Source organism: Streptomyces doebereineriae (assembly GCF_031845645.1).
Taxonomy (GTDB): domain Bacteria; phylum Actinomycetota; class Actinomycetes; order Streptomycetales; family Streptomycetaceae; genus Streptomyces; species Streptomyces canus.
In genome coordinates, this window is sequence record NZ_JAVREZ010000037.1 from 1 (window position 1) to 20798 (window position 20798).

Sequence of the window (20798 nt, forward strand, 5' to 3'; positions counted from 1 at the left end):
GGCCAGCCGCCGTACGCGCAGGCGCACGATGACCGGGCGGCCGTCAACCGGCACGTCCCTCACCGTTCGGCGGTGATAACCGTGCACCTTCGCTGTCGGCGTCCCGCACACCGGACACGGCACCGCCACGTCCCGGGTCCGGGCCGAGACCACCACGACGTCACCGCCGTCCGCCACGTCCTCGACAACCAGCGCCGAAAGCCCCGAAAACACCGTCCCCATAAGGGAGTTGATATCCACCACAAGATCATGATCAAGGGCGGCTACTCGGCGTCACTACCGACTACGGGCCAGAGCCGAATGTCTTACAGTCCCAACAGCCTCTGAGCTGGACAACGGTGTGAGGTTCCGGTCGGGCTGGGCCATCCGGATCAGACGGTCCCGTTCCTCCTCGGTCGGGCGCAGTGTGTGGGCCACGGCGTCCATCACCTCGGCCGACATGGTTTCGCCGTAGCCCTGTTCCAGGCGTGGGTAGTACGCCTATGACACTCCCGCCAGCTGCGCCGGCTCCTCGCGTTGCAGGCCGGGTACCCGCCGTCGCTCGCATAGAGGGCAGGCCGATGTCCTTGGGATTGAGCCGGGCTCTGGGGGACCGTGGAAACTGCTTGAGCTCGGCACGCCGGTCAGTCCGGCACACAACTCGTCGTGGGTCGTACATGTGAAGACATCGCTGTCCTCCGTCTGCCAAACGTGCTCCCAGATGCGGAGGAGCGTAGCTTCTCCGGCTGGTCGGCGCGCAGTTGACGAGATCGCACACCGTGTGGCATCACCACTCGGCCCAACTGCGCGCCCACGAGGTACGTAGAGGTATGTACCCGTCGCCGAGACTCGGGCCCTGCTACGTGCCGGACGGAAGGCCGGCGCCGGCAACACTGCCGCTGACGCCGGTCATGATGGCGTTGATGATGCCCTGCTGGGTGACTGTGAGGGAGCGCCGGTTGAACAGCCCGAACCCGTACCGATCGGTTGCACCGTTGTCCCAGTAGATGGAGGCGGCGCCGTACTTCTTGGCGGTGGCCGCGACGGCCCGTGCGAAGTCCGCGCGATACCTGTTGTTCGACGAATCGAAGGATGACTTGTCGATGGCGCCGTATTCGCCCACCACCACCGGATACCCCTTCGTGACGAACACGTCGCGCATCATCTTGAACTGCGCGTCCAGATAGTCCTCCTGGCCCCAGGTCGAGGTCCTCGACGGGTTGGTCGCTGACCGGCCCCACTGCGTGATGGTGCCGCTTTCCTCTCCGGCGAAGTCCCACGGGCTGTAGTGATGAACGGAGATCATGATCCGCCGCTCACTTGCGGGAATGGAGGAGGAGCGGTACTGGTCGGACGGAAGGGCGAAGCCGTAATTCCCCGCGGTGTAATCGATGTTCGTGTTCCAGCCGGCCACGAGCAGCCACCTCGAACTGTTGTTGCCGCCCGTCTTCCGCACGGTGTCCACGAAGATCTGGTTGTAGCTGTTGATGTTCGAGTAGCACGGTTGGGTCGGGCGGCCGTACTGCCCGTCGAACTCCTCGTTCATGGACTCCAGGATCAGGCGCTGGTCGTAGTTCTTGAACCTGTTCGCGATCTGCTGCCAAGCCTTCTCGTACTTGGCCTTGATCGTCGTCTGGGAGGGAGAATCGCAGATCAGCCAGGAGCCGTTGACGCTCTTGTACCCGTCGCCGTGCATGTTGATCAGCACATGCAGGCCTCTGTTGTAGGCGTAGTTGACGACTTCTTGGACTCTGTTCAGCCAGGCTGCGTTGATCGTGTAAGTCGGGCCGGGCCCTATGGCTCCCAGGTAGGAGACCGGAATCCGGATCGTCTTGAACCCCGCCGCCCTCACTTTGTCGATGAGGGCCTGCGTCACCGTCGGCTGGCCCCACGCTGTTTCGCTGGGGTATCCGTTGGTTGTGGCTTCGAGTTGGTTCCCCAGATTCCATCCGGCGCCCATGTCGGCCACGATCTGAGAAGCGCTTGACTGTGCCACGGTATCGGCCGATGCCTGATGTGCCGCGCCGTACACAGATGCGGCAACTGTCAACAGGACGGCAAGGAAAGTGACTCTGATCTTCCCTGCTAGTGAAACCATGTGCTTTCCTCTCTTGCGTCCTTGAGGGTGTTGGGCCCTCAAGTGGATCTATTTGTAGGAGTGGGAGCGGCTGCCCGCTGTTCGGGTGGTGGTGTCCGGCCTGGAAACGTGCACAGCCGACTGCGCGGCGGCTGACCTCGCGGGCGTCCTTGGGAGGCCACGCACCCTCTACGGCCCGGATGCGCGGCGATCGCGGCGGACGCGCGCACCCGAGCCGTGTGGTTGCTCCTCAGCTCAGGACGGATTCCCAGGTGGTGGTGGAGGAGGTGGCGTCGGCGCGAAGGCGGTCGCGGGCCCCTGCGTCGCGGTAGAGGCTCCACCGCATCCAGTCCACGGAGGTGTTGACGGTGCGGGAGTCGCCGAAGTAGTTGCTGTGCCCGGCGCCGCGGAAGGTCAGGAACGCCTTTCCGGCGGGCAGTTCCCGGTACGCCTGGCGGGCGGAGGAGATCGGGCACGTTCCGTCCCGGTCGCCGTGCGTGAACAGGACCTTGGCGCGGACCGACGTGCTCGGGTTGCCCATGTCCACACAGGACATGGGGATCGCGGCGGTGATCCGTGCGTCCGGCCAGGCCGTGAGAAGGCCGTGAGTGGTCATGCCGCCCATCGAGTGGCCGGAGACACCGACTCCGACCGCTGTGTTGATGTGGCCGGCCAGCGGGTCGCTCGCCGTGTTGAGGGCGAGGGTCCGGGTGATGACCTCGGAGACGTCCTGGGACTGGTTGCCGTCGTAGACGTCCTGGCCACTGAGGTTGGCGAAGTGGGGGGCGGGGACGATGAAGCCGGCCTCGGCCAGGGGGCGGATGATCGCCAGGGAATTCTGCGGGCTGCTGCTCAAACCGTGCATGAACTCGCAGACCGGGAAGACGCCTTGGGCGACGGGGGCGTTGGTGACCGGGGAGCCACCGGGGGCGCCGGTGGCGGGGTAGTAGACGTAGGTGGTCCACCGGCGGCTACCGCGGCTCCAGGCGTACTGGCGCACGCCGACCGCGAACCGCTGGGTCGGGGCTCCCGCCCGCGCGGTGGCACCCGCCTGGCCCATGCCGAGCAGGGACATGCCTACGCCAGCGGCTCCGACCGCGCTCAGGGTCAGGAAGCTACGCCGTTGCATGGTCATGAAGACTCCTGGTGTGGGGGGTGTGCGGAGCGCTACTCGGTCAGGCGCCGGGAAGAGACGTCGGTGATGCCGCGGCGGTGGGGCTGACCCAGGTGGTGGGGGGAGTGGTCGTGGGGGTGGTCAAGTCGGCGAATCGCGCACGGTGGAGGACGTTCCGGTCCTGCCCGTGGTGGTCATCGGCGTGGTGTGGCCTTGCCGGCAGAGACGCGGCGAGCCGCTGAACACCGGCCGAACCGTGACTCATCGTGGGATCGGCCCTCCGCGCACACCTGCCCGCCTGTCTGATGGGGAGGTGTTGATTCTGCGGAAGCGGCGCAGGGGTGCCTCTCCTTCCACTCGTCGTGTGCCGCACCACTGGGAGCGTTCCCACCTGTCCTGCAACAGGTACATTCCCGATCGGGCGCCGATCTGTCAATCATTGGCGCCCAACTCTGTTGTCTTCGACGCGGATTCGACAGATCGCAGGCGCTGGAGGCACCGTGTGACGTCTTCGAAGCCCGCCCGATCACACTCGCGGCGGCCTGTTGTCAGCTGTGGCCGACGCCCGCACTCATGCCGGCGATCGTATGGGCCCTGATGTCGGGGTGCGGCCGCTGCGCGAATCGGGTCACTACGGAGCGGACATGGTCCTGGGCCGGCTGGAGCAGTCCGTCGTACACCGCGACGCAGACTTCCCGCGCTCGCGACCGGGGCCAGTCGGGCGGCAGCAGACCGATGGGGAGCAGCGGGTCCAGAATGGGGAAGTGCCGGTAGGCGTGCATGACCTCGGTCCGTGCGCGCACCGCGTCGGCACCGGTGACACGGTCGGTGCTGATGTGCGGAAGCAGGCCGCTCCAACGGTCGATGAAAGCCCGGTAGTGCTCGGCGATGCCGGGCAGGTCCCACGCCTCGACCGGGTTGCGGTCGGCCTCCGTATGCAGTTCCTCCTGCCGCGCGCGGAACACGGTCACCGCTCCCCGCGCCAGATCGGCCACCTCGATCCGCCCCTTGGGGGTTAGAGGGTGCGGTGACACCCAGAGCGCGTCGTACAGCGGCGCGAATCCGCGCCACCGCAGCGCGGTGCGCAGTGCGCGCCGCCGCGTGCTCTCCTGTTCCGGGACGGAGAAGGCGATCAGTGTCCACCGACCGTCCCATGAGTCGGGTTGGGTGGTGAAGGTGGCGATCGAACTGGCGCCGCTCCACAGATCGACGGCGGCCTGCGAGGTGAGCCGGTAGGAGCTGTACCGTCCTTGCCTGCTGCTTTCCAGCACCCCACGGCGCATCAGCCTGCTGATCGTCGTACGGGCGGCGCCCGCGGTCACCTGGAACTCGCCGAGCAGTGCCACGATCGCCGCCGACGGCAACCACGCCCGGACGGGGAACGTGTAGTCGGCGATCAATGTCACCGTGAGCCCCTGCGGCGATACGTCGCTTTGCCAGCCGGGCGACTGCACGGGGCCGGCGGCGCCGTCACCCTCGTGGGAGAAGATCTCCTCGAGGTGGGACAGGTTCGGCAAGGTCGGCTCCGGCGCGGTGGACAGGGTCGGCATCACTGTAACGGTTGTGGGATCGCCGGGTGCAGCTCCGCCGCGATTGCTCCACGAGGCGTGATCTCCGCGCGCAGCCGAAGGCGCGACGGCAGCGCCCAGGTGTGTAACACCGGTGCACTTGGAGGGCGGCGGCAGCGAACAGTCGTCCTTGGCTCCCTACTTGCGGGGGACGGCGCGTTGGGCGATGTGGGCGTTCGTCATCGTCAATGTGGTGGTCGTCGAGGTGCTGCCGGGTCGCGCAAGAACGAGGCGCTGACCGTTGCGGTTCGTGACGACTCGTCACTACGACGAATGGGAGGCGGCCTGGACAGAATCGACCCGGTGCAACGCCACCGAGGTTCTGGAACTACTTGGGGTCACGCGCGTACACGTGGATGCACTCCACGACGGCTGCAGCATCCAAAGGTGAGAGTCGGCGGCAGTCCGCGACCAATTCGGCAGCGATGGCCGCGAGCGTCCTGTGATGCTGGATCAAGGCTTGGGCCAGGATGTACAGGCGGCGCAGGCCGCGAGAGGCGACGGCCAGCTTCGGGTCGAGTTCGTGCAGGAACCAGCGCGGCTTGTTGCCGATTGCGGTGCGCCGGGCCACCGGGCGCCGTTGGTCGACCAACAGCTCGATATCCCGACTCGGCCGTCCAGGCATGCCTTGGGCAGGTCGGGCTCGCGCGGAGCGAGCCGGGCCACCGCCTCGGCATCGATCGGGACGGGCTTCCCGCGCTCCCGGGCTGAGCGTAGTGCGCCGCCATCGGCCGGGTGTGAACCCGCACTACCCCGTGCCCCCAGTCGAGCAAGTCTGCCTCGCACCGACGGGTCACGTGGCGGCAGTCCTCGACGAGCCGGGGCCTGTGGCATCAACGGGCGAAAGGCGACACAGGCGGGGGCCTGCGTTCGAGCGGACAATCAGGGCCGGTCCATCGTGCTCGTACGTGTCTGGTACTGCCTCGCTGATGTTCGCAGGCACTTGCGGCTACGGCGATCGCAGCAGCCGGGGTGGCGAGGAAGGCGTGCACTCCCCGGTGAGCGGGGAGTGCACGCCGGGGATTGCACAGCGAGCAGGCTCGTATCACTCCGTTGCGAAGCGCCCTGAGGAGGATTCTGCGGCACGCGCGGACGGCGTGTCCGACGGTGTGAGCACCCGGCGTACCGCGTCGGCGAGTGCGGGAGCCGCGTTCGCGTCGGCATCGGCGATCCCGACGCCGTAGCGGAACCGCACGGTCGCGCCGTCCTCGACGGTCAGCTCCTCGCTGAAGAACGGTGCCGGGTTGAGGCAGGCGAACTCCTCGGTCCGGGCGAACCACTGCGGCGGGTGACTCGGGTTGGCCGCGTCGTCGACCATGAGCACGAGCGACTGCGCGTCCGTCTCGTCGTGGCGGCCCGCGAAGCCCATCCACTCCATGCGCCGCCCGCGGACCTCGTCACCGCCCAGGCCTTCCTCGGTCACGAACTGCCCGCCGGTGAACGACCGAGGGCCCCGCCAGAACAGGCCGCCGTAGCCGGCGTTCTCCCGTCCCTTGGTGGTCGGGGACCCCATGGCGACGTCCGTTCCGGAGACGTTGGTCATCTGCGTCTCGAACGTCAATGCCCAGGCCTGCGGGGAGATCAGGCGCGCTCGCAGCGTCCTGCGCTCGGTGAAGAACAGCGCGCCGGACTGGGTGGTCCAGTCCAGGTCGTGAGCGAACGTCGCCGTCCCGTCGGTCCTGTCCAGGTCGACGACCCGGCGGTGGGCCTGGGTTCCGTTGTTCTGCAGCTGGACGTAGAAGCGTCCGTGGAGGTACGTGGGACCGCCCCAGAAGTTCTCCTCGCCCACGTGGGGCAGAGACCACGCGATGCCCTTGTGCCACACGTGGTCGTGGGGACGGAACAGGCTGACCACCTTGCCGGCCCGGGTGCGCAGGGGGTGGATGTAGGGCTTGGGTGATTCCAGTTGGACGGTGTCCGGCTGGTACACGTAGCGGAACAGCTCGGTGTCGCCGTCGCGGACCGTGACCGAGGTACCGAGGTCGTGTCGGATCTCAAGGGCGTTCATACGAGGGCCTCCTTGACCGGTTCCCACGGCACGGCGCCGCCGTCCATGCTGAGCGCGAAGGGGTCGTCGTCGGTCAGTTCGCCCGCGGCGACGCGGACACCGCGGAAGGCGGAGGCGTAGGTCGCCGCCGCGAACTCCAGCGTGCGGCGCGCGTCTTGCAGACATACGCCGGGTTCCTGTCCGGTCTCCCAGGCGTTGAACACGGCCTCGATCTGGAGCCTGTGGCCGCTCGTGATGTCCGGCTCGGCACCCTCGATCCAGAGGTCCGAGAGACCCTCGTGGCCGGGGGCCGGGGTGAACCGCCAGTGTTCCTCGCGGTAGCCGTAGAGGTGTTCGAGTTCGACCGTGGCGTATTCGAAGTCGAAGCGCAGGCGCGAGGTCTCCCGGGGGGACAGCAGGGAGTTGACCACCGTGGCGAGGGCTCCGTTGTCGAACCGGACGGCGGCGATCGAGACGTCCTCGGTGTCCGTGGGCCGGGCCTGGCGCTCGGCGAGTGCAGCGATCTGGGACCAGGGGCCGAGGACCGACAGCAAGAGGTCGAACTGGTGGATGCCGTGTCCCATCGTGGGGCCGCCGCCCTCGACGTCCCAGCGCCCCCGCCACGGCACCTCGAAGTACGCGTCGGGCCGGTACCAGAGGGTCTCGCAGGTGGCGACCAGTGGCCGGCCCAGTGCGCCGGAGCCGGCCAGCCGGCGCAGGCGTACCGCCGCCGCGCCGTAGCGGTGCTGGAAGACGGTCAGAACCTTGGAGCCGGTCTGCTCCTGCACCGTGGCCAGTTGGTCCATTTCGCGCAGGCTCAGTGCCGTCGGCTTCTCCACCAAGGCGGTGACGCCGGCCCGCATCACCATGGATGCCAGCGGTACATGGGTCTGCGGGGGCGTACAGATGTGTACGAGATCGAGGTCTTCGCTCTCCAGCAGAGCCTGCGGGTCGTTGAAGACGTGCGGCACGGAGAATCGGTCGGCGAACTCGGCGGCACGGGTGGGGTCGAGGTCGGCGACGGCGACCAGCCGGGCGCGTTCGGAGAGTTCGGCTAGGGCTTCGGCATGAGCGTGGGCGATACCGCCGGTGCCGATGATGGCCACGCGGTACGGCGGCCGGGGGCTGGGCATGGGTGTTTTCTCTCTCTTGGTTCCTGACCCACTTCTCGTGGGCTCCCGGGGGCCGTGGGCAGCGGCGACGGCCCCCGGAAGGAGGTCACTTGGCCGCGTCGATCTCGCCCTGGAGCTCCTTGATGAAGGCCTTCGCGGCGGCTTCGGGCGAGGTCTTCTTGAAGTAGACCTCCTGGCTGTAGCGCTGCAGCTCCGGCTCGATGCCGCTTCCGCCGTTGGGCGTCACGACCGGCGACTCACCCGGGGTCACGGCGTTCATGTAGTCGGCTGCCGCCTTGTCGGTCCCGGCCAGAGTCGGCTGGAGGTGCTTCAGCATCTCCTTGTTGGCGGGGATGCCGCGCTCCGTCTTGAGGATGTCGACGGCCTTGGGGTCGTTGAGCATGAAGTTGATGAACGCGGCCGCCTCGGCCGGGTGCGCGCTCTGGCTCGAGACCGCCCAGTACATGGAGGGCTTGAAGAAGTTCGCCTTGGTATCGCCGACACGAGGCATCTGCAGCAGCTGCACCTGCGCGCCCGCGGCCTGCTGGATGGCGGTGATCTGGGTGTTGTACGCCCCCATCATGGCCGCCTTGCCGGTGGCGAAGCTGCCGGCGGTGACACCCGCGGTCAGGTCCTCGACCATCGTCGACGTATTGACGCTGGCCCCGGAGGAAAGCAGGTCCAGACCGTACTTCCACATGGCGGCGAGCGTGTCGGGCTTCAGCGAGACGTTGCCGTCCTTGTCGAACAGGTTTTCACCGTGCTGACGAGCCCAGTACTTGACATCGCCGGCGGAGAAGCCGGGCGCGCCGGCCGCACCGTGGATCTTGCCGCCGCTCTTGTCCGTCAGCTCCTTCCCGACCTTGGCGTAGTCGTCCCACGTCCACGTTTTGTCGTCGGGAACCTCCACGCCGTACTTCTTGAACAGGTCGGTGTTCACGAGGATGGACATGACGCCGACGCCGACGGGAAGCGCGTACTGCGTTCCGTCGATCTGTCCGGTGGCCAGGGCCTGGTCGTCGAACTGCGAGGTGCTGAGGAGTTTCTTGGCCTTGTCGAGGTCGTACAGCGCTCCGCGGTCGGCGTACGAGGCGAGGTACAGCTCGTCCATCTGGACGACGTCGGGGGAGTCCTTGGCCGCGGTCGTCGTGGCGAGCGCGTCCCAGTAGCCGTTCCAGTCCTTGTACTGGCCCTTGACCGTGATGTTGGGGTACTTCTTCTCGAACGCCTTGATGACCTCGTCGGTGAGCTGGGCGCGGGCGTCCGCACCCCACCAGGTGGCGCGGATGGTGACCGGCTTGTCGCCGAGCTTGGGAGCGGACCCGGTGCTACTGCCGGAGCAGGCGGTCAGTGCGAGCGAGAGTGAGACCACCGCTCCGATCGCGACGCGTCTGAAGGGGCTGGGGTTCATGTGCTTGTCCTGTTCCTGAAGAGTGGGTCGGGTTGATGGCTGCGGTGCTCCCGAACGGCCATGACTCGGTCGCCTCCGCGTGTCCGGCAGTAGCCCCCGCGGTTACTTGCCGCCGGTGGTCGCGATGCCTCGCAGCAGGAAGCGCTGCCCTGCGAGGAAGACGAGGAAGACGGGAACGAGCGACACGACGCTCATGGCGAACACCGAGCCCCAGTCCGTCGCGCTCTGCTGGTCGACGAAGGTGCGCAGCGCGAGAGGTGTGGTGTACATGTCCGGGTCGGTCAGGTAAATGAGCTGGGTGTAGAAGTCGTTCCAGGTCCAGATGAAGGTGAAGATCGCGGTGGTCGCCAGGGCCGGGACCATCAGCGGCAGGATGACGTGGAAGAAGATCCGCGCGTGCCCGGCGCCGTCGATCCGCGCCGCCTCGTCGATCTCGCGCGGGATGCCACGGATGAACTGCACCATGAGGAAGATGAAGAAGGCGTCGGTCGCCAGGAACTTCGGCACAATCAGGGGCAGGAAGGTGTTGACCCAGCCGAGTTCCGAGTAGAGGACGTACTGGGGCACGATGATCACGTGGACCGGCAGCATGATCGTGACGAGCATGATGGCGAACCACACGCGCTTCGCCTTGAACTCGAGTCGGGCGAACGCGTAGGCCGCCAGGGAGCAGGCGAGGAGGTTCCCGAGGATCGCGCCGGTGACGACGATCGCCGAGTTGATCATGTAGTGGCTGAACGGTTGGGAGAAGGCGTTCCAGCCGTTGCTGTAGTTCTCGAAGCGCGGGTGCGTTATGGCGAGTCCCGCGCTGCGGAAGATCTGGCTGTTGGGACGCAGCGAGCTGACCACCATCCACAGGACGGGGTACAGCATCGTGAGGGCGCAGAGGGCCAACAGGCAGTGCTTGAGAGGGGCGCGCACGGCGCGCCTGAGCCGGCGTATCGCGTGCGGGCGGGGGGCGGGCAGCGAGGGGGGTACGGCTGCGGTGCGGTCAGTCATCGTAGAACACCCAGTACTTTGAGGCCCAGAAGTTGACGGCGGTGAAGGCCGCGACGATGAGGAGCAGGACCCACGCGAGCGCGGACGCGTATCCCATGTCGAAGTGGCCGAAGCCGCGCTGGTACAGGTACAGCGAGAAGAAGAGGGTGGAGTCGGCGGGCCCTCCGGTTCCGCCGGAGACCACGAAGGCCTGGGTGAAGGTCTGGAAGGCGTGGATGATCTGCAGCACCAGGTTGAAGAAGATGATGGGTGTCAGCAGCGGGATGGTGATGCTGCGGAACTGGCGCCAGCGCTTCGCGCCGTCGACGGAGGCCGCTTCGTAGAGGGAGGTCGGAATCTGCCGCAGCCCGGCGAGGAAGATCACCATGGGTGAGCCGAAGGTCCAGACGTTCAGGACGACGAGGGTCGACAGCGCGGTTCCCGGCTCCGAGATCCAGCCCTGCCCCTGGACACCGACGAGGGACAGGGCCTCGTTGACAAGGCCGTTGGTCCCGAACATCGCACGCCACAGCACTGCGATCGCCACGCTGCCGCCGATCAGTGACGGCAGGTAGAAGACGGAGCGGTAGAAGGCGAGGCCCCGTACTCCCTTGTCCAGCACCAGGGCGAGCCCGAGGGCCATTGCCAGCTGCAAGGGGACGGAGACGAGGACGTAGCTGAACGTCACCTCGAGCGACTTGTGCAGACGCTCGTCGTCGAGCATGCGCGTCCAGTTCTCGACTCCGTTGAACTGCGGCGGCTGCAACAGGTTGTACTTGGTGAAGCTGAGGTAGAGCGAGGCCAGCATCGGGCCGAGAGTGATCCCGAAGAGCCCGACGAACCAGGGCAGTAGGAAGAAGAACGCCGCCTTGTTCTGCTGTCGCGCGCCCCGTTGGGACCCGCGCAGCCGGCGTAGTTCGTTGATGGAGCTCACGGCACTGCTCCCTTGAGCGGCGGCATCGGCACACAGTGGTGCGGGCCCGTCCCGGGCCACGCGTCAACCGAAAAGTGATCGTTCACTTTGTGGGTTGCGAGGACCATAGTGAACGATCACTTTTTGCGTCAAGAGTGTGTAGTCTCTGACTTCACCGAACGTTGGCGGAAGGGTGGGGGAAGCGGATGGATGGCGCTGACACGGCGCGACGACGGCCTACGATCACCGACGTGGCGCGGCTCGCCGATGTGTCACCCCAGACGGTGTCGCGGTATCTGCGGTACAACGGCGGGCTGAAGCCGGCGACCCTGGAACGCGTGGAGAAGGCCATACGGGAACTGGACTACCGTCCCAACCTGGTGGCGCGGTCGATGCGTACGCGGAAGACCGGCCGACTGGCGATCCTCATGCCCGCCATGGCCTTCAACCCCTCGCGCATGCTGGCGGGTGCCGGCGCGACGGCGCAGGACGCAGGGTTCTTCGTGGATGTCGTGAGTGCCGGGGGCGGCGTACGCGCGAGGAGCGACCGCCTGCTGGAGCTCGCCGATTCGGGACAGTACGAGGGCATCCTCTCCCTCGCCCCCGTGCTTCCCGCCGTGGAGAGCAAACTGCACCAGAGGACGGCCGTGGTGATCTCGGCCGACTTCGACGACGAGATGCGCGGCATCGGGCAACTGGCCGACGCCACGCCCCTGGTGCGGATGATCGAGCACTTGGCGGCGCTCGGTCACTCCCGGTTCCTCCATGTGGCGGGCGACGCGCAGTTCGCCTCCGCGAGGGCGCGCAAGCAGAGCTATCTGGAGACTGTCGAACGCCTCGGGGTCGAGTCCGTCGGGGTCTTCGACGGAGACTGGTCGGGAGAGTCCGGCATCGAGGCGATACGGTCGCTCCCGAGCCATGCGCGGCCGACCGCCGTGATCGCGGCCAACGACCTCGTCGCCGCCGGCGTCGTCCGGGGCGCCCGGGAGCGCGGCTGGGACGTGCCCGGCGACCTCAGCGTGACCGGTTGGGACAACGCCGGGGTCGGACAGTTCATGACCCCGTCACTGACCACCGTCGACGTGGAGCTCGAACAACTGGGCAGTACGGCCATGGCCAAGCTGATCGCGGGTCTGAGGGACAGCGCGCCCGAGACGGCTGAGGGCTCCCTGTTCCGCATCATCTGGCGGGAGTCGACGGCCGAGCCGCCCGCGGCAGGGCGTCTCAGCCGCAGGCGGTGACCAGCGCCACGGCCGGGTGGGCGCGGAGCAGGCGGACCGTGTCCGTCCCCTGCGCCTGCACCGCCCATCCGGCCCGGCCTTGGGGGCGGGCCGAACTGGCCGCGCACGCCGCACGTTCTCAGGTGCGCATCGTCCTCAGTTCGCGTAGACGTCAAGCCGGCCGCACATCCCGAACTTCCCCCGGGCAGCGGGCTGTTCAGACCTCACAGCGGCATCTGCGAGGTGGGGGGACTCTCCTCGCTCCAGCCAGTCGAGCTGCGCCCCGGTGGCCGCGGCGGAGGCCTCGGCACCTTGTCGCCACCGCTCGCGCCACTCGGCGATGCGGGGCCGTACGAGCGCGGCGGCCACACGGTGGAACGCGGCCAGGGCCTGCGGCCCCTTGGCCTCCCGGAGTGCCCGGTAGCCCTCCAGAGCGAGGTCCCGCCGGGCCCGGGCGACGCGCTCCTGCTCCTCCTCGGGCGCGTCGACCGGAATTGCGGTGACACGGGCGTACGTCTCCGGATCGGTCAAGTACTCCGGGGGCAGAGTGAGGACCGCATCCCCCGCCTCCGGCAGCCCGCTGTTCTGCATCAGAACGGTGATCCGCAGATCACCCTCGTTGACCAGCCGGTGGATGGTGCCCGGCGTGAACCAGGCGACCGTGCCGGCCTGGAGCGGAGTGACCTCGTACCCGGAAGCGGTCAGCGTCTGCACGGCCCCGCGACCGCCGGTGACGACGTAAGCCTCTGAACACGCCAGGTGCATATGAGGGGTACCGCCGCACACTCCGTCGGCAGCAGGCCAGTCGTACACCGACAGATGCGAGATGGCGACGCCCCCGGGTAGTCCGGTGTTGGTTGCGTTCATGTGTGTGTCAACACTCCAGTTCACTACAGTAAGCGCTTTCTATCTCTCTTAATTTACGTCCCGGCCGCCCAACCCGTCAATGTTCCGTTTAAAATCAGACCCGAATAGCGAAGCCGCAAGGAGGACGATGTGAACAATGGGTTGGTAGGCAAGAGCGTCTACGCCTTCGGCGACAGTATTGTGTACGGACATGTGTATCCCCACAGTTTCGTGGACGTAGTTGCAGAGCGCGAGGGAATGTCCCTCACCAAGTTCGCCCGGAACGGCGCGACCATAGGCGCCGACGCGCATGCTTCCGGAGGGCAGATACTCACGCAGGTCGAGCAAGCGACCGACATCGCGCCGGACTTCGTCATCTTCGACGGAGGCACCAATGACGCGCAGTCCATTTTCCGGGACCGCGCGTACACGCTCAGCACCTACGTGGAAGAGTTGGAGAAGACGCTGCACGTCATGGGGCGGAAGTGGCCCACCGCCCGCATCGTGTACGTCGCCGCCCACAAGCTCGGTTCGCGGGACTGGGACACTCAGGTGGCGCTGCGCGAGGTGACCTTGGGAGCCTGCCGCACGTGGGACATCGCCGTTGCCGACGTCTTCGGAGAGACCGCGTTCGACACGCGCGATGACACCCAGCGTGCGAAGTACACATTCGACGATCTGGTCAACGGTTTCCCTGGCACAGAGGGATCGGGGACACATCCCAATGAGGCGGGTATCGCCACGTTCTACGTGCCGGTGGTGAGCTCCACGCTGCAGCATATTTCACATTGACCAGTTGGCAATCGGATCTGCCTGGCCGATATCGACCAGGCAGATCAGATTCCTCATTTTCATGACGTCAGCCTGAGCCGAACATCGTGGGTGGACGAGGAAGCGCTTACTGAATCGGTGCCCTTACCGAAATACTCACGCCACCAGCTGTCCTGGCTGTCACTGGCCGAACCCGGTACCGCGCGAGATCCGGACGTCGTCCACGTGGACTGCCCCGCGCTCACCCCCGTTCGAGTACCACGCGACCTTCGCGATCCCCGGCATCGAGGTGCGGAACGCCGCGTCGTTCAGCACGCGATGGCCGTCGATGTCCAGGTCGAAGCGCTGGTTCACGGTGTCCACGGTGAGCGTGACCCGGTACCACTTGCCATTGGTGTACGTACCGATCACGGAGTCCGTGGTTCCCTGATACGCGTGGATCTCGCCGCGGGCGAACGCGACGCTTACGGCTTGGACGCCGCTGGCGTTGTACACGTAGGGCAGCCCGAACCAGCCGGCCTGCGTGTCGTTGCGCATCACCTGCGTGTCGATGGTCACCATGCCCTGCAGCGGGGTGCTGAAGAGCCGGGCGAGGTTGGTCCCGTCGGTGCCGCCGCCTTCGATGGTGCGGGTCAGTCGGACGCTCTTGTCGGTGGCGGACGGCGTCTCCACCACGGAGACGTCGTTGTTGGTCGAGATGACTCGCCATCCGTTGGTCCCGTCCGCGAGCGTTCCGGTCGCCCGACCGTCGAAGGTGTCCGTGAACGCGATGTTGGGCGCGCCGCGTTCGAGGGCACCGATCTCCGGACCGTTCCCGATCGGCACAGGAGACCCGGCGTTGTCGAGGCCTCCGTTGCTGGTGACCGTGGCTCCGGCGTCGATGAACACCGATCCCGACTGGAGCGCGAAGTTCGTCGCCGTGCCGAGCCTCGGGCCGTTCTCGTCGCCGTAGGGTCCCGTGACGGAGGCATTCACGAACTGCGGAGCGCCGACCACGGCGTGCGCGTCGGACGTGGGCACGGTCGTCAGGTTGTCCGAGTAGCCGTTGTTGTTGTAGATGATGGTCGACTTTTGCACGAACGTGGGCGCGGACTGCCCGGAGACGAACAGGTTGTTGGTCAGCGTCGCCTTGCCGGAGACGCCGCCGGTCACCATGTTCGTCGAACTGGTGTTGGCGAAGGTGTTGTTGTAGATGTTCGCCACCGTGCCGCCCGTCTGCGACAAGTGGAGGTTCCACCGCGTGCTGCCGGTGATGACGTTGTAGCGGAGCACCACGCTGCCGAACTGGACGCTGGAGTTGCACGCGCAGAGCAGGATGCCGTCGCCGTTGTCGTGGAGGTAGTTGTACTGGAACAGCTGGTTGGTGGTGCCGATGTCGGGATCCAGGGCATTCTGGTCGGCGCCGCCCGACGAGAGGTGGGTGCCCATGATCTCGTTGTGCTGGACGGTGATGCTGTCGGCCATGTTGGTCTCGACGCCGGAGACGCCGACCTGGTCGATCACGTTGCCTTCGACGAGTCCGCCCCGGGTGCCGGTGAGGTAGATGCCGTTGCAGCCGTAGGGGGTGTTCGCCTGTGTGATGTAGTTCCCGCGGAACGTGACGTTGGTGTACGGGGTGTACCTCGAGTCGGTGGCAGTGGCTCGCTTGCCCCAGCCGGTGAAGACGGCACCGGGCGCGTCACCGGCGTACTGCTTCGTGACGATCCCGCTGAACGAGGTGTTCTTGATGGTGGAGTTCTCCACCGTGATGCCGTCGAGGACCGTGGGGGCACCGGGCGCGGTGATGTCCTGGACGCCGGTGAGGAAGGCGATGCCGCCGGTGTCCTTCGAGCGGTCCCAGCCCTGCTGGAAGGTGATGCCCGGCTTGTTGTCGGCGGTGCTGCCGCCGACCCACTTGACCTCGCCGGTGACGTCGTGCACGTCCACCGAGTCGATCACGAAGTGGTGCAGGGTCTGGCCGTTGTCACCGTGCACGCCGATGCCGCGGAAGTCGCCGAGTTTCGAACCGTCGGTCGTCCCCGTGGGTACCGCGTTCGACACGTCGAGGTTGCGGATCTCCCAGTACTGCTGGTTGTTCAGCCGCACCGCGTCGCCGACTGCGCCCTGGCCGGCGATCTTCGGCTTGGCGCCCGTTCCGTAGCTGTCGATGGCGATCGGGGCGCCGTCGGCGCCGGACCCCTTCGGCCAGAGCTGCCCGGTCCAGCTGTCACCGGCCTCGAAGCGGATGGTGTCGCCGGGCTGGAACGTCGTTGCGTTCACCTTGCTCAGCGAGCGCCAGGGCGCGCTGCTGCTGGTTCCGGCGTTGCTGTCGCTGCCGCTTGTGCTCACGAAGTACGTGGTGCCCGCGGCGAAGGCCCGCTGCGCGGGGATGAGCACGATCGACGCGAGCACGACGGCCAGCGCGCACAGTGCGGCGGCTGTCGCTCGTGACACAAGTCTTCGGTTTACGGTCATTGTCCTCTTCTTGTCGTCCGTGGTGGTGAGGTACCGGCTCCTGTCGTGACGCCTCCAGCCGAGACGTCGCGTAACGACTCGGGGCGCCGGCGGCTCGGGACCGGACGGTGGACGCACCAACGGGTGCGCGACGACATGGGCACTGGTCCGGCCGGACACGCCCCATCGGGGGTTGAGCTCGGTGGCGATTCCAAGAGTCGTGCTTCCGGTGTCACAGTGCCCTCCCGGATGTGCAGCGGGCCTTCGAGAACGTCATGCCTGCCCCTCGGGGCCGCGTCGGGAAAACGTATTCCGCGCAGTGTGCCCAGCGGTGATCGAGTGCGTCAAGGTTTCGAGCAGATGAACGTCAGCGTTGCGGAGGCCCCTGCCGGAAAGCCGACGGCGCCATGCGACAGCGAGCCGTGCGGCAGCCCGGCTGCTTCGTAAGGCGCTCGTCACTGGCTGCTCAACCCGTCGCCCGGCGGGGCCCAGCAGCGCAGGCGCATCTCATGGCCCCCGGCGCACGGGCGGGGCAGGCCGGGGGTCGGGCCTGCCCCACCCAAGGGCTCGGTTGCTCAGTCGGTCATGCCACCTTGACCAGCTTCCAGCGCTGGTTGCTGCCGCCGTTGGTGTACCACTGGTCGATGGGGGTGTTGTCGGTGGTCCCACCCTTGTACACGTCCACCTTGTACCCGTTCGACCGGGACTCGATGGTGTAGCCGCCGCTGTCGCCCGGGGCGATCAGCCACTGCTGGCTGACGCTCCCGCTGGGGGTCTTCAGCTGCAACTGGGTGCCGGGCCAGGTGGAAGCCGCGTTGATGTCGAGGGACTTGCCGCTGGTGACACCCGTGACGGTGAGGTAGCCGCCGCTGGTGTAGGCCAGTTTCCACTGCTGGCTGCCGCTGTTAGCGTCGGTCTTCTGAACGACGGGCGTGCCGTCGCTGGTTCCACCGTTGTAGGCGGTGAGCACCTTGCCGGTGCCGGCGCTGATGATCTTGTAGGTGCCGGACAGGTCGCTGACCGGCTCGTGGGTGACGGAGAAGTTGGAGTACTCGACGGGGTAGTAGCCGGCGGTGCCCAGGCCGGCCAGGCCCGCACCGTAGCTCGTGTCGGTGACCGTGCCGACGGTGTTTCCGTCGATCTTGGCGATGATGGTGCTGTTCTGGAAGGTCAGCGACAGGTTGTGCCAGGTGCCCGTGCCGGGAGCGGTGACGGTACCGCTGGCAAGGGTGGTCCAGTTCCACGCTTTGCTGCCGGCGGTGTCGGTCTTCAACAGCGACCAGGATCCGGTGTCGGACAGGCGCAGGTGGTAGGCGTTCATCCCCCCGGCGCTGAACTTCGTCTGGGTGCCGACACGGCCGAGGAGCTCTGCGGAGCTGCCGCTCTGCTCCAGCAGTACGTCGGAGCTGACCGTGTAGTTGCTCCAGCCGACGTCGCCCACGAGGGTGTAGGGCTGGAGGGCGTTCGTGGCCGGGTACCACCAGACGATCGGCTTCTGGGGTGCGGTCTGGCGCAGGCACTGGCCGGTGCGGCCCCCGGTGCAGGGGGCGGCCTGGAACGCGCCGTTCATGGAGGCGAAGTACTTCGCCTCCTGCCCGGTGCTGTAGCCGGCGAAGGAGTCCGAGTAGGGCATGACGAGCCGGTTGCGCGCGGGCGAGGTGGCCGTTCCGGCACCCTGACCGGTGGTGGTGGTCACGGTGTAGACGTGACCGGGGTCCAGGGTGAGGGTGTACGTGCCGTTGCTGGCGGTCAGGTCACTGTTCTGCACCATGCGCGGGGTGGCGCCGCCGGGCTGTGACAGGTCGGTGGACCACACGTGCAGGGCCCCGCCCGGCAGGCCGCCGGCGATGTCGAGGGTGACCGTCTGGGACGCGGTGGCGTCCATGGTCTCGAAGACGGTGCTCCAGGCGCTCTTGTCGGGCGCGGTGTAGCTGACGTAGCTGCCGTTGGCGCGGTCGCCGCCGAGGTAGCCGGAGGCGCTGTCGAGGTACTTCCAGCCGGGTGAGGTGAACTGCGTGGTCTGGGCGATGGACCAGGCGGTGCGGGAGACACTGTAGGCGCCGGACCACGGCTGGTTCGCGGTGACCAGGCCCTGGTCGTGGAAGTAGAGGTTCTGGTAGTCGGCGGCCAGCATGGGCCAGTTGATGTACGCGCTCATCTTGGCGTCGAGGTAGCCGCGGTTGATGGCACGGGCGACCGGGGCCGCCCCCGTCTCGGCGTTCTCCGAGCCGTTCTCGCTGGCCCAGAGCTGCTTGCCCAGCGACTGGGCGTCGGCGGAGGAGGAACAGGTGGTCATCGCGGACGCGTACGTGCAGGGATAGTGCGCGCCGACGATGTCCACGGCGCTGTTCAGGGCGCTGTCGGTCTTCATGGCGGTGGCGATGTTCCAGTTGGTCTCATCGCTTCCGACCAGCTTGGTCGAGGTGTAGCCGTTCGCGGCCAGGGCCGACTTCAGGTTCTCGTAGAAGGAGGCGCTGTACGTCTTCTCGTTCTGGCCGCCGAGGTAGTCGATGCTCAGGCCGTGCTGCTTGGCGCAGCCCATCCAGTCGATCAGGTAGTTGATCCCGTCCGTCGAGTAGAAGTTGCCGTTCCCGATCCAGCCGGGGGCGCCCCAGGCCAGGGCGAAGAGCTTGATGTCGGGGTTACGGGCCTTGGCCTGCTCCATCGCCCACCACTCGTAGCCGGCGTTGCAGTCGATGTCGCCCTTCGAGTGCTCGAAGCTGGCCTCGGAGCCGTCGGTTGAGTTGGTGTCGCCGCCGATCTCGACCTTGAGGATCTGCAGGGACGCGCCGTAGCCGGGCTTGAACAGGTAGTCCAGGATCTGGTTGCGCTGGGTGGACGGGTAGTCGACCAGGAGGCGGGTGTTGCCGCCGCCGCCGCTGATCGCGCCGATGCCGTCGAAGGTGCGTCCTGCGCTGGTGCCGTCGACGGTGATGGCTGTGTCGGTGGCGGCGTACGCGGGCGACACTGCTCGGCCGGCCAGCAGGGCCAGTCCCATGAGCAGGGCGGCCAGGGCCGCCAACCGTCTGATGTGCCTATCAGGCAGGCCTATGACGTCGTGCACGGGAGATCCTCCTGGGAGGGAGTGCGGGTGTGGGTGTGGCTTGCACTGAGACTCCGTCGCGTTGACCGCAGAGGCGGGGTCCGCCCGGGGGAGGAGTCTTTCCGCAGTGGGAAATCGTATTCCGCGCAGTGTGCCCGTCCGTGATCGAAGGCGTCAAGCATCGGTCAGCGGGTAAAAAATGCGGCTTTGATGCGGCAGTTCTGGTGGTCCGCAGGCGCTGTGCATGCCAGCGGGAGTGATCGGCTGTGAGGGTCGGTTCAGACGACGCGGATCGCCGTGCTGTCGCGCACCACGACCTGCCCGCGCATCATCAGATGCTCTGCTTCCGTACGGTCCGCGAGCGCGAGGCGGACGGCCTCGGCACCTGCCTGCGCCAGCGGCAACGACACGGTCGTCAGCCGCGGTGTCACGTCGATCGCGAGCTCGATGTCGTCGAAACCGGTCACCGAGACCTCGTCTGGCACCGCCACCCCGGCAGTACGGAAGGCGGACATCGCGCCGATGGCGATGGTGTCGTTGGCGGCGAGGACCGCGTGGGGCGGCTCCAGCCCCTCGGCGACCAGCCGCCGCGCCGCGTCGAACCCTCCTTGGCGGCTCACCGGGCAGTGCGAGATCCGGATGTGCCGCTCCTCGACGCCGCCGTCGCGGAGACCGGCTATGAAGCCCGCGGTACGGGCCGAGACGTTCCCCTTGCCGCGTACGCCGGCGAGGATCGTCACGTGCCGGTGCCCCGCCGCGGCGACGTAGCTGGCCAATTCCCTCGCAGGGCCGTGATTGTCGAAGCTGATGGAGTCGAACGGCATGTCGGTGTCACCGACGATCACCACCCGGCCGCCCTCGCGTTCGTAGCCGAGCAACTCGTCGAGCAGGCGCCCGCCGAGGGCGTTCGTGTCCAGGCGGCTTGACGTCAGAATGAGCGCACGCGGCCGCAGAGCACGCTGCAGGCGGACGGTTTCGAGCTGCCGCTCGGCGGTGCCGTGGGTCGACGAGACGGTCACGAACGCCCCGGCGTCACGCGCCCGCCGTTCCATCGCCGCGGCGACCATTCCCATCGACGGGGTCGTGAGATCGTCGCCGACGACCGCGATCGAGTCGTTCGCGCGCCGCATCGCCCGGGCCGCGGCGTCCGCGGTGTAGCGCAACGCTGCGGCGGCGGAGACGACCCGCTGCCTGTATTCCTCCGCGACCGTGCGGGAACTGCCGCCCAGCACTCGCGAGGCGGTCGAAACCGACACACCGGCGGCCGCCGCCACGTCACGCAGGGTGACGGTCGGCCTGGCTGAATGGGGCATCGCGCCGTCCCTCCCGCTCCTCGAAAACGAGCC

16 protein-coding genes are annotated in these 20798 nt (G+C 67.2%); 2 read left to right on the top strand and 14 right to left on the bottom strand.

The window, feature by feature from the left end:
- The 10 genes from RNB18_RS49315 to RNB18_RS49360 all read right to left on the bottom strand — a co-directional run.
- The coding region (locus RNB18_RS49315; protein WP_449657652.1) for a transposase family protein at window positions 1-243 on the bottom strand (243 nt) is incomplete at its 3' end.
- A gap of 595 nt (window positions 244-838) precedes the next feature.
- Window positions 839-2077 (bottom strand): glycoside hydrolase family 5 protein, encoded by a 1239-nt coding sequence (locus RNB18_RS49320; RefSeq protein WP_311720680.1) that lies wholly within the window; start codon window positions 2075-2077, stop codon window positions 839-841.
- Window positions 2078-2306: 229 nt separating this feature from the next.
- Complete coding sequence (locus RNB18_RS49325) at window positions 2307-3191, bottom strand: alpha/beta hydrolase family protein (RefSeq protein ID WP_311720681.1); 885 nt, start codon at window positions 3189-3191, stop codon at window positions 2307-2309.
- A gap of 527 nt (window positions 3192-3718) precedes the next feature.
- Window positions 3719-4720, bottom strand: coding sequence for a PaaX family transcriptional regulator (locus tag RNB18_RS49330; RefSeq protein ID WP_311720682.1), 1002 nt, complete (start codon window positions 4718-4720; stop codon window positions 3719-3721).
- A gap of 346 nt (window positions 4721-5066) precedes the next feature.
- The gene (locus tag RNB18_RS49335; protein WP_311720684.1) at window positions 5067-5309 is read right to left on the bottom strand and encodes a hypothetical protein; all 243 of its coding nucleotides are present in this window, start codon (window positions 5307-5309) and stop codon (window positions 5067-5069) included.
- 474 nt (window positions 5310-5783) lie between these two features.
- Window positions 5784-6746 (bottom strand): DUF6807 domain-containing protein, encoded by a 963-nt coding sequence (locus RNB18_RS49340; protein WP_266520735.1) that lies wholly within the window; start codon window positions 6744-6746, stop codon window positions 5784-5786.
- Window positions 6743-7858, bottom strand: coding sequence for a Gfo/Idh/MocA family protein (locus RNB18_RS49345; RefSeq protein ID WP_266520733.1), 1116 nt, complete (start codon window positions 7856-7858; stop codon window positions 6743-6745). Before RNB18_RS49345 ends, RNB18_RS49340 begins: the two co-directional genes overlap by 4 nt.
- An 85-nt stretch (window positions 7859-7943) precedes the next feature.
- On the bottom strand, window positions 7944-9248 hold the full coding sequence (locus tag RNB18_RS49350; protein WP_266520731.1) for an ABC transporter substrate-binding protein: 1305 nt from the start codon (window positions 9246-9248) through the stop codon (window positions 7944-7946).
- Window positions 9249-9350: 102 nt separating this feature from the next.
- Window positions 9351-10247, bottom strand: coding sequence for a carbohydrate ABC transporter permease (locus RNB18_RS49355; RefSeq protein WP_266520729.1), 897 nt, complete (start codon window positions 10245-10247; stop codon window positions 9351-9353).
- Window positions 10240-11151 carry a carbohydrate ABC transporter permease gene (locus tag RNB18_RS49360; RefSeq protein ID WP_394817792.1) on the bottom strand — a complete coding sequence of 304 codons (912 nt, stop codon included), beginning with the start codon at window positions 11149-11151 and terminating at the stop codon, window positions 10240-10242. Before RNB18_RS49360 ends, RNB18_RS49355 begins: the two co-directional genes overlap by 8 nt.
- Window positions 11152-11390: 239 nt before the next feature.
- Between RNB18_RS49360 and RNB18_RS49365 the strand changes: the two genes are divergently transcribed.
- Window positions 11391-12380, top strand: coding sequence for a LacI family DNA-binding transcriptional regulator (locus tag RNB18_RS49365; protein WP_311720685.1), 990 nt, complete (start codon window positions 11391-11393; stop codon window positions 12378-12380).
- Between the two features lie 135 nt (window positions 12381-12515).
- Here the strand turns inward: RNB18_RS49365 and RNB18_RS49370 are convergent, their stop codons facing one another.
- Entirely contained in the window at window positions 12516-13226 is a 711-nt protein-coding gene (locus RNB18_RS49370) for a cupin domain-containing protein (protein WP_069761679.1), read from the bottom strand.
- A gap of 129 nt (window positions 13227-13355) precedes the next feature.
- Here RNB18_RS49370 and RNB18_RS49375 point away from each other — a divergent pair, with 129 nt between their 5' ends.
- A complete protein-coding gene (locus RNB18_RS49375; protein ID WP_311720686.1) occupies window positions 13356-13997 on the top strand; it encodes an SGNH/GDSL hydrolase family protein in 642 nt (213 codons plus the stop codon).
- Window positions 13998-14156: 159 nt separating this feature from the next.
- Here RNB18_RS49375 and RNB18_RS49380 read toward each other — a convergent pair whose 3' ends face one another.
- From RNB18_RS49380 to RNB18_RS49390, 3 genes are all read right to left on the bottom strand, one after another.
- Window positions 14157-16409 carry a right-handed parallel beta-helix repeat-containing protein gene (locus RNB18_RS49380; RefSeq protein WP_311720687.1) on the bottom strand — a complete coding sequence of 751 codons (2253 nt, stop codon included), beginning with the start codon at window positions 16407-16409 and terminating at the stop codon, window positions 14157-14159.
- A gap of 583 nt (window positions 16410-16992) precedes the next feature.
- Window positions 16993-19473 carry an RICIN domain-containing protein gene (locus RNB18_RS49385; protein WP_311720688.1) on the bottom strand — a complete coding sequence of 827 codons (2481 nt, stop codon included), beginning with the start codon at window positions 19471-19473 and terminating at the stop codon, window positions 16993-16995.
- 257 nt (window positions 19474-19730) lie between these two features.
- A complete protein-coding gene (locus tag RNB18_RS49390) occupies window positions 19731-20765 on the bottom strand; it encodes a LacI family DNA-binding transcriptional regulator (RefSeq protein ID WP_311720689.1) in 1035 nt (344 codons plus the stop codon).
- Window positions 20766-20798: the final 33 nt, after the last annotated feature.

Excerpts from the sequence above, each read along its gene's own strand:
- RNB18_RS49320 (WP_311720680.1), bottom strand. The coding sequence starts at position 2,077 with ATGGTTTCACTAGCAGGGAAGATCAGAGTCACTTTCCTTGCCGTCCTG.
- RNB18_RS49325 (WP_311720681.1), bottom strand. The coding sequence starts at position 3,191 with ATGACCATGCAACGGCGTAGCTTCCTGACCCTGAGCGCGGTCGGAGCC.
- RNB18_RS49330 (WP_311720682.1), bottom strand. The coding sequence starts at position 4,720 with ATGCCGACCCTGTCCACCGCGCCGGAGCCGACCTTGCCGAACCTGTCC.
- RNB18_RS49340 (WP_266520735.1), bottom strand. The coding sequence starts at position 6,746 with ATGAACGCCCTTGAGATCCGACACGACCTCGGTACCTCGGTCACGGTC.
- RNB18_RS49345 (WP_266520733.1), bottom strand. The coding sequence starts at position 7,858 with ATGCCCAGCCCCCGGCCGCCGTACCGCGTGGCCATCATCGGCACCGGC.
- RNB18_RS49350 (WP_266520731.1), bottom strand. The coding sequence starts at position 9,248 with ATGAACCCCAGCCCCTTCAGACGCGTCGCGATCGGAGCGGTGGTCTCA.
- RNB18_RS49355 (WP_266520729.1), bottom strand. The coding sequence starts at position 10,247 with ATGACTGACCGCACCGCAGCCGTACCCCCCTCGCTGCCCGCCCCCCGC.
- RNB18_RS49370 (WP_069761679.1), bottom strand. The coding sequence starts at position 13,226 with ATGAACGCAACCAACACCGGACTACCCGGGGGCGTCGCCATCTCGCAT.
- RNB18_RS49390 (WP_311720689.1), bottom strand. The coding sequence starts at position 20,765 with ATGCCCCATTCAGCCAGGCCGACCGTCACCCTGCGTGACGTGGCGGCG.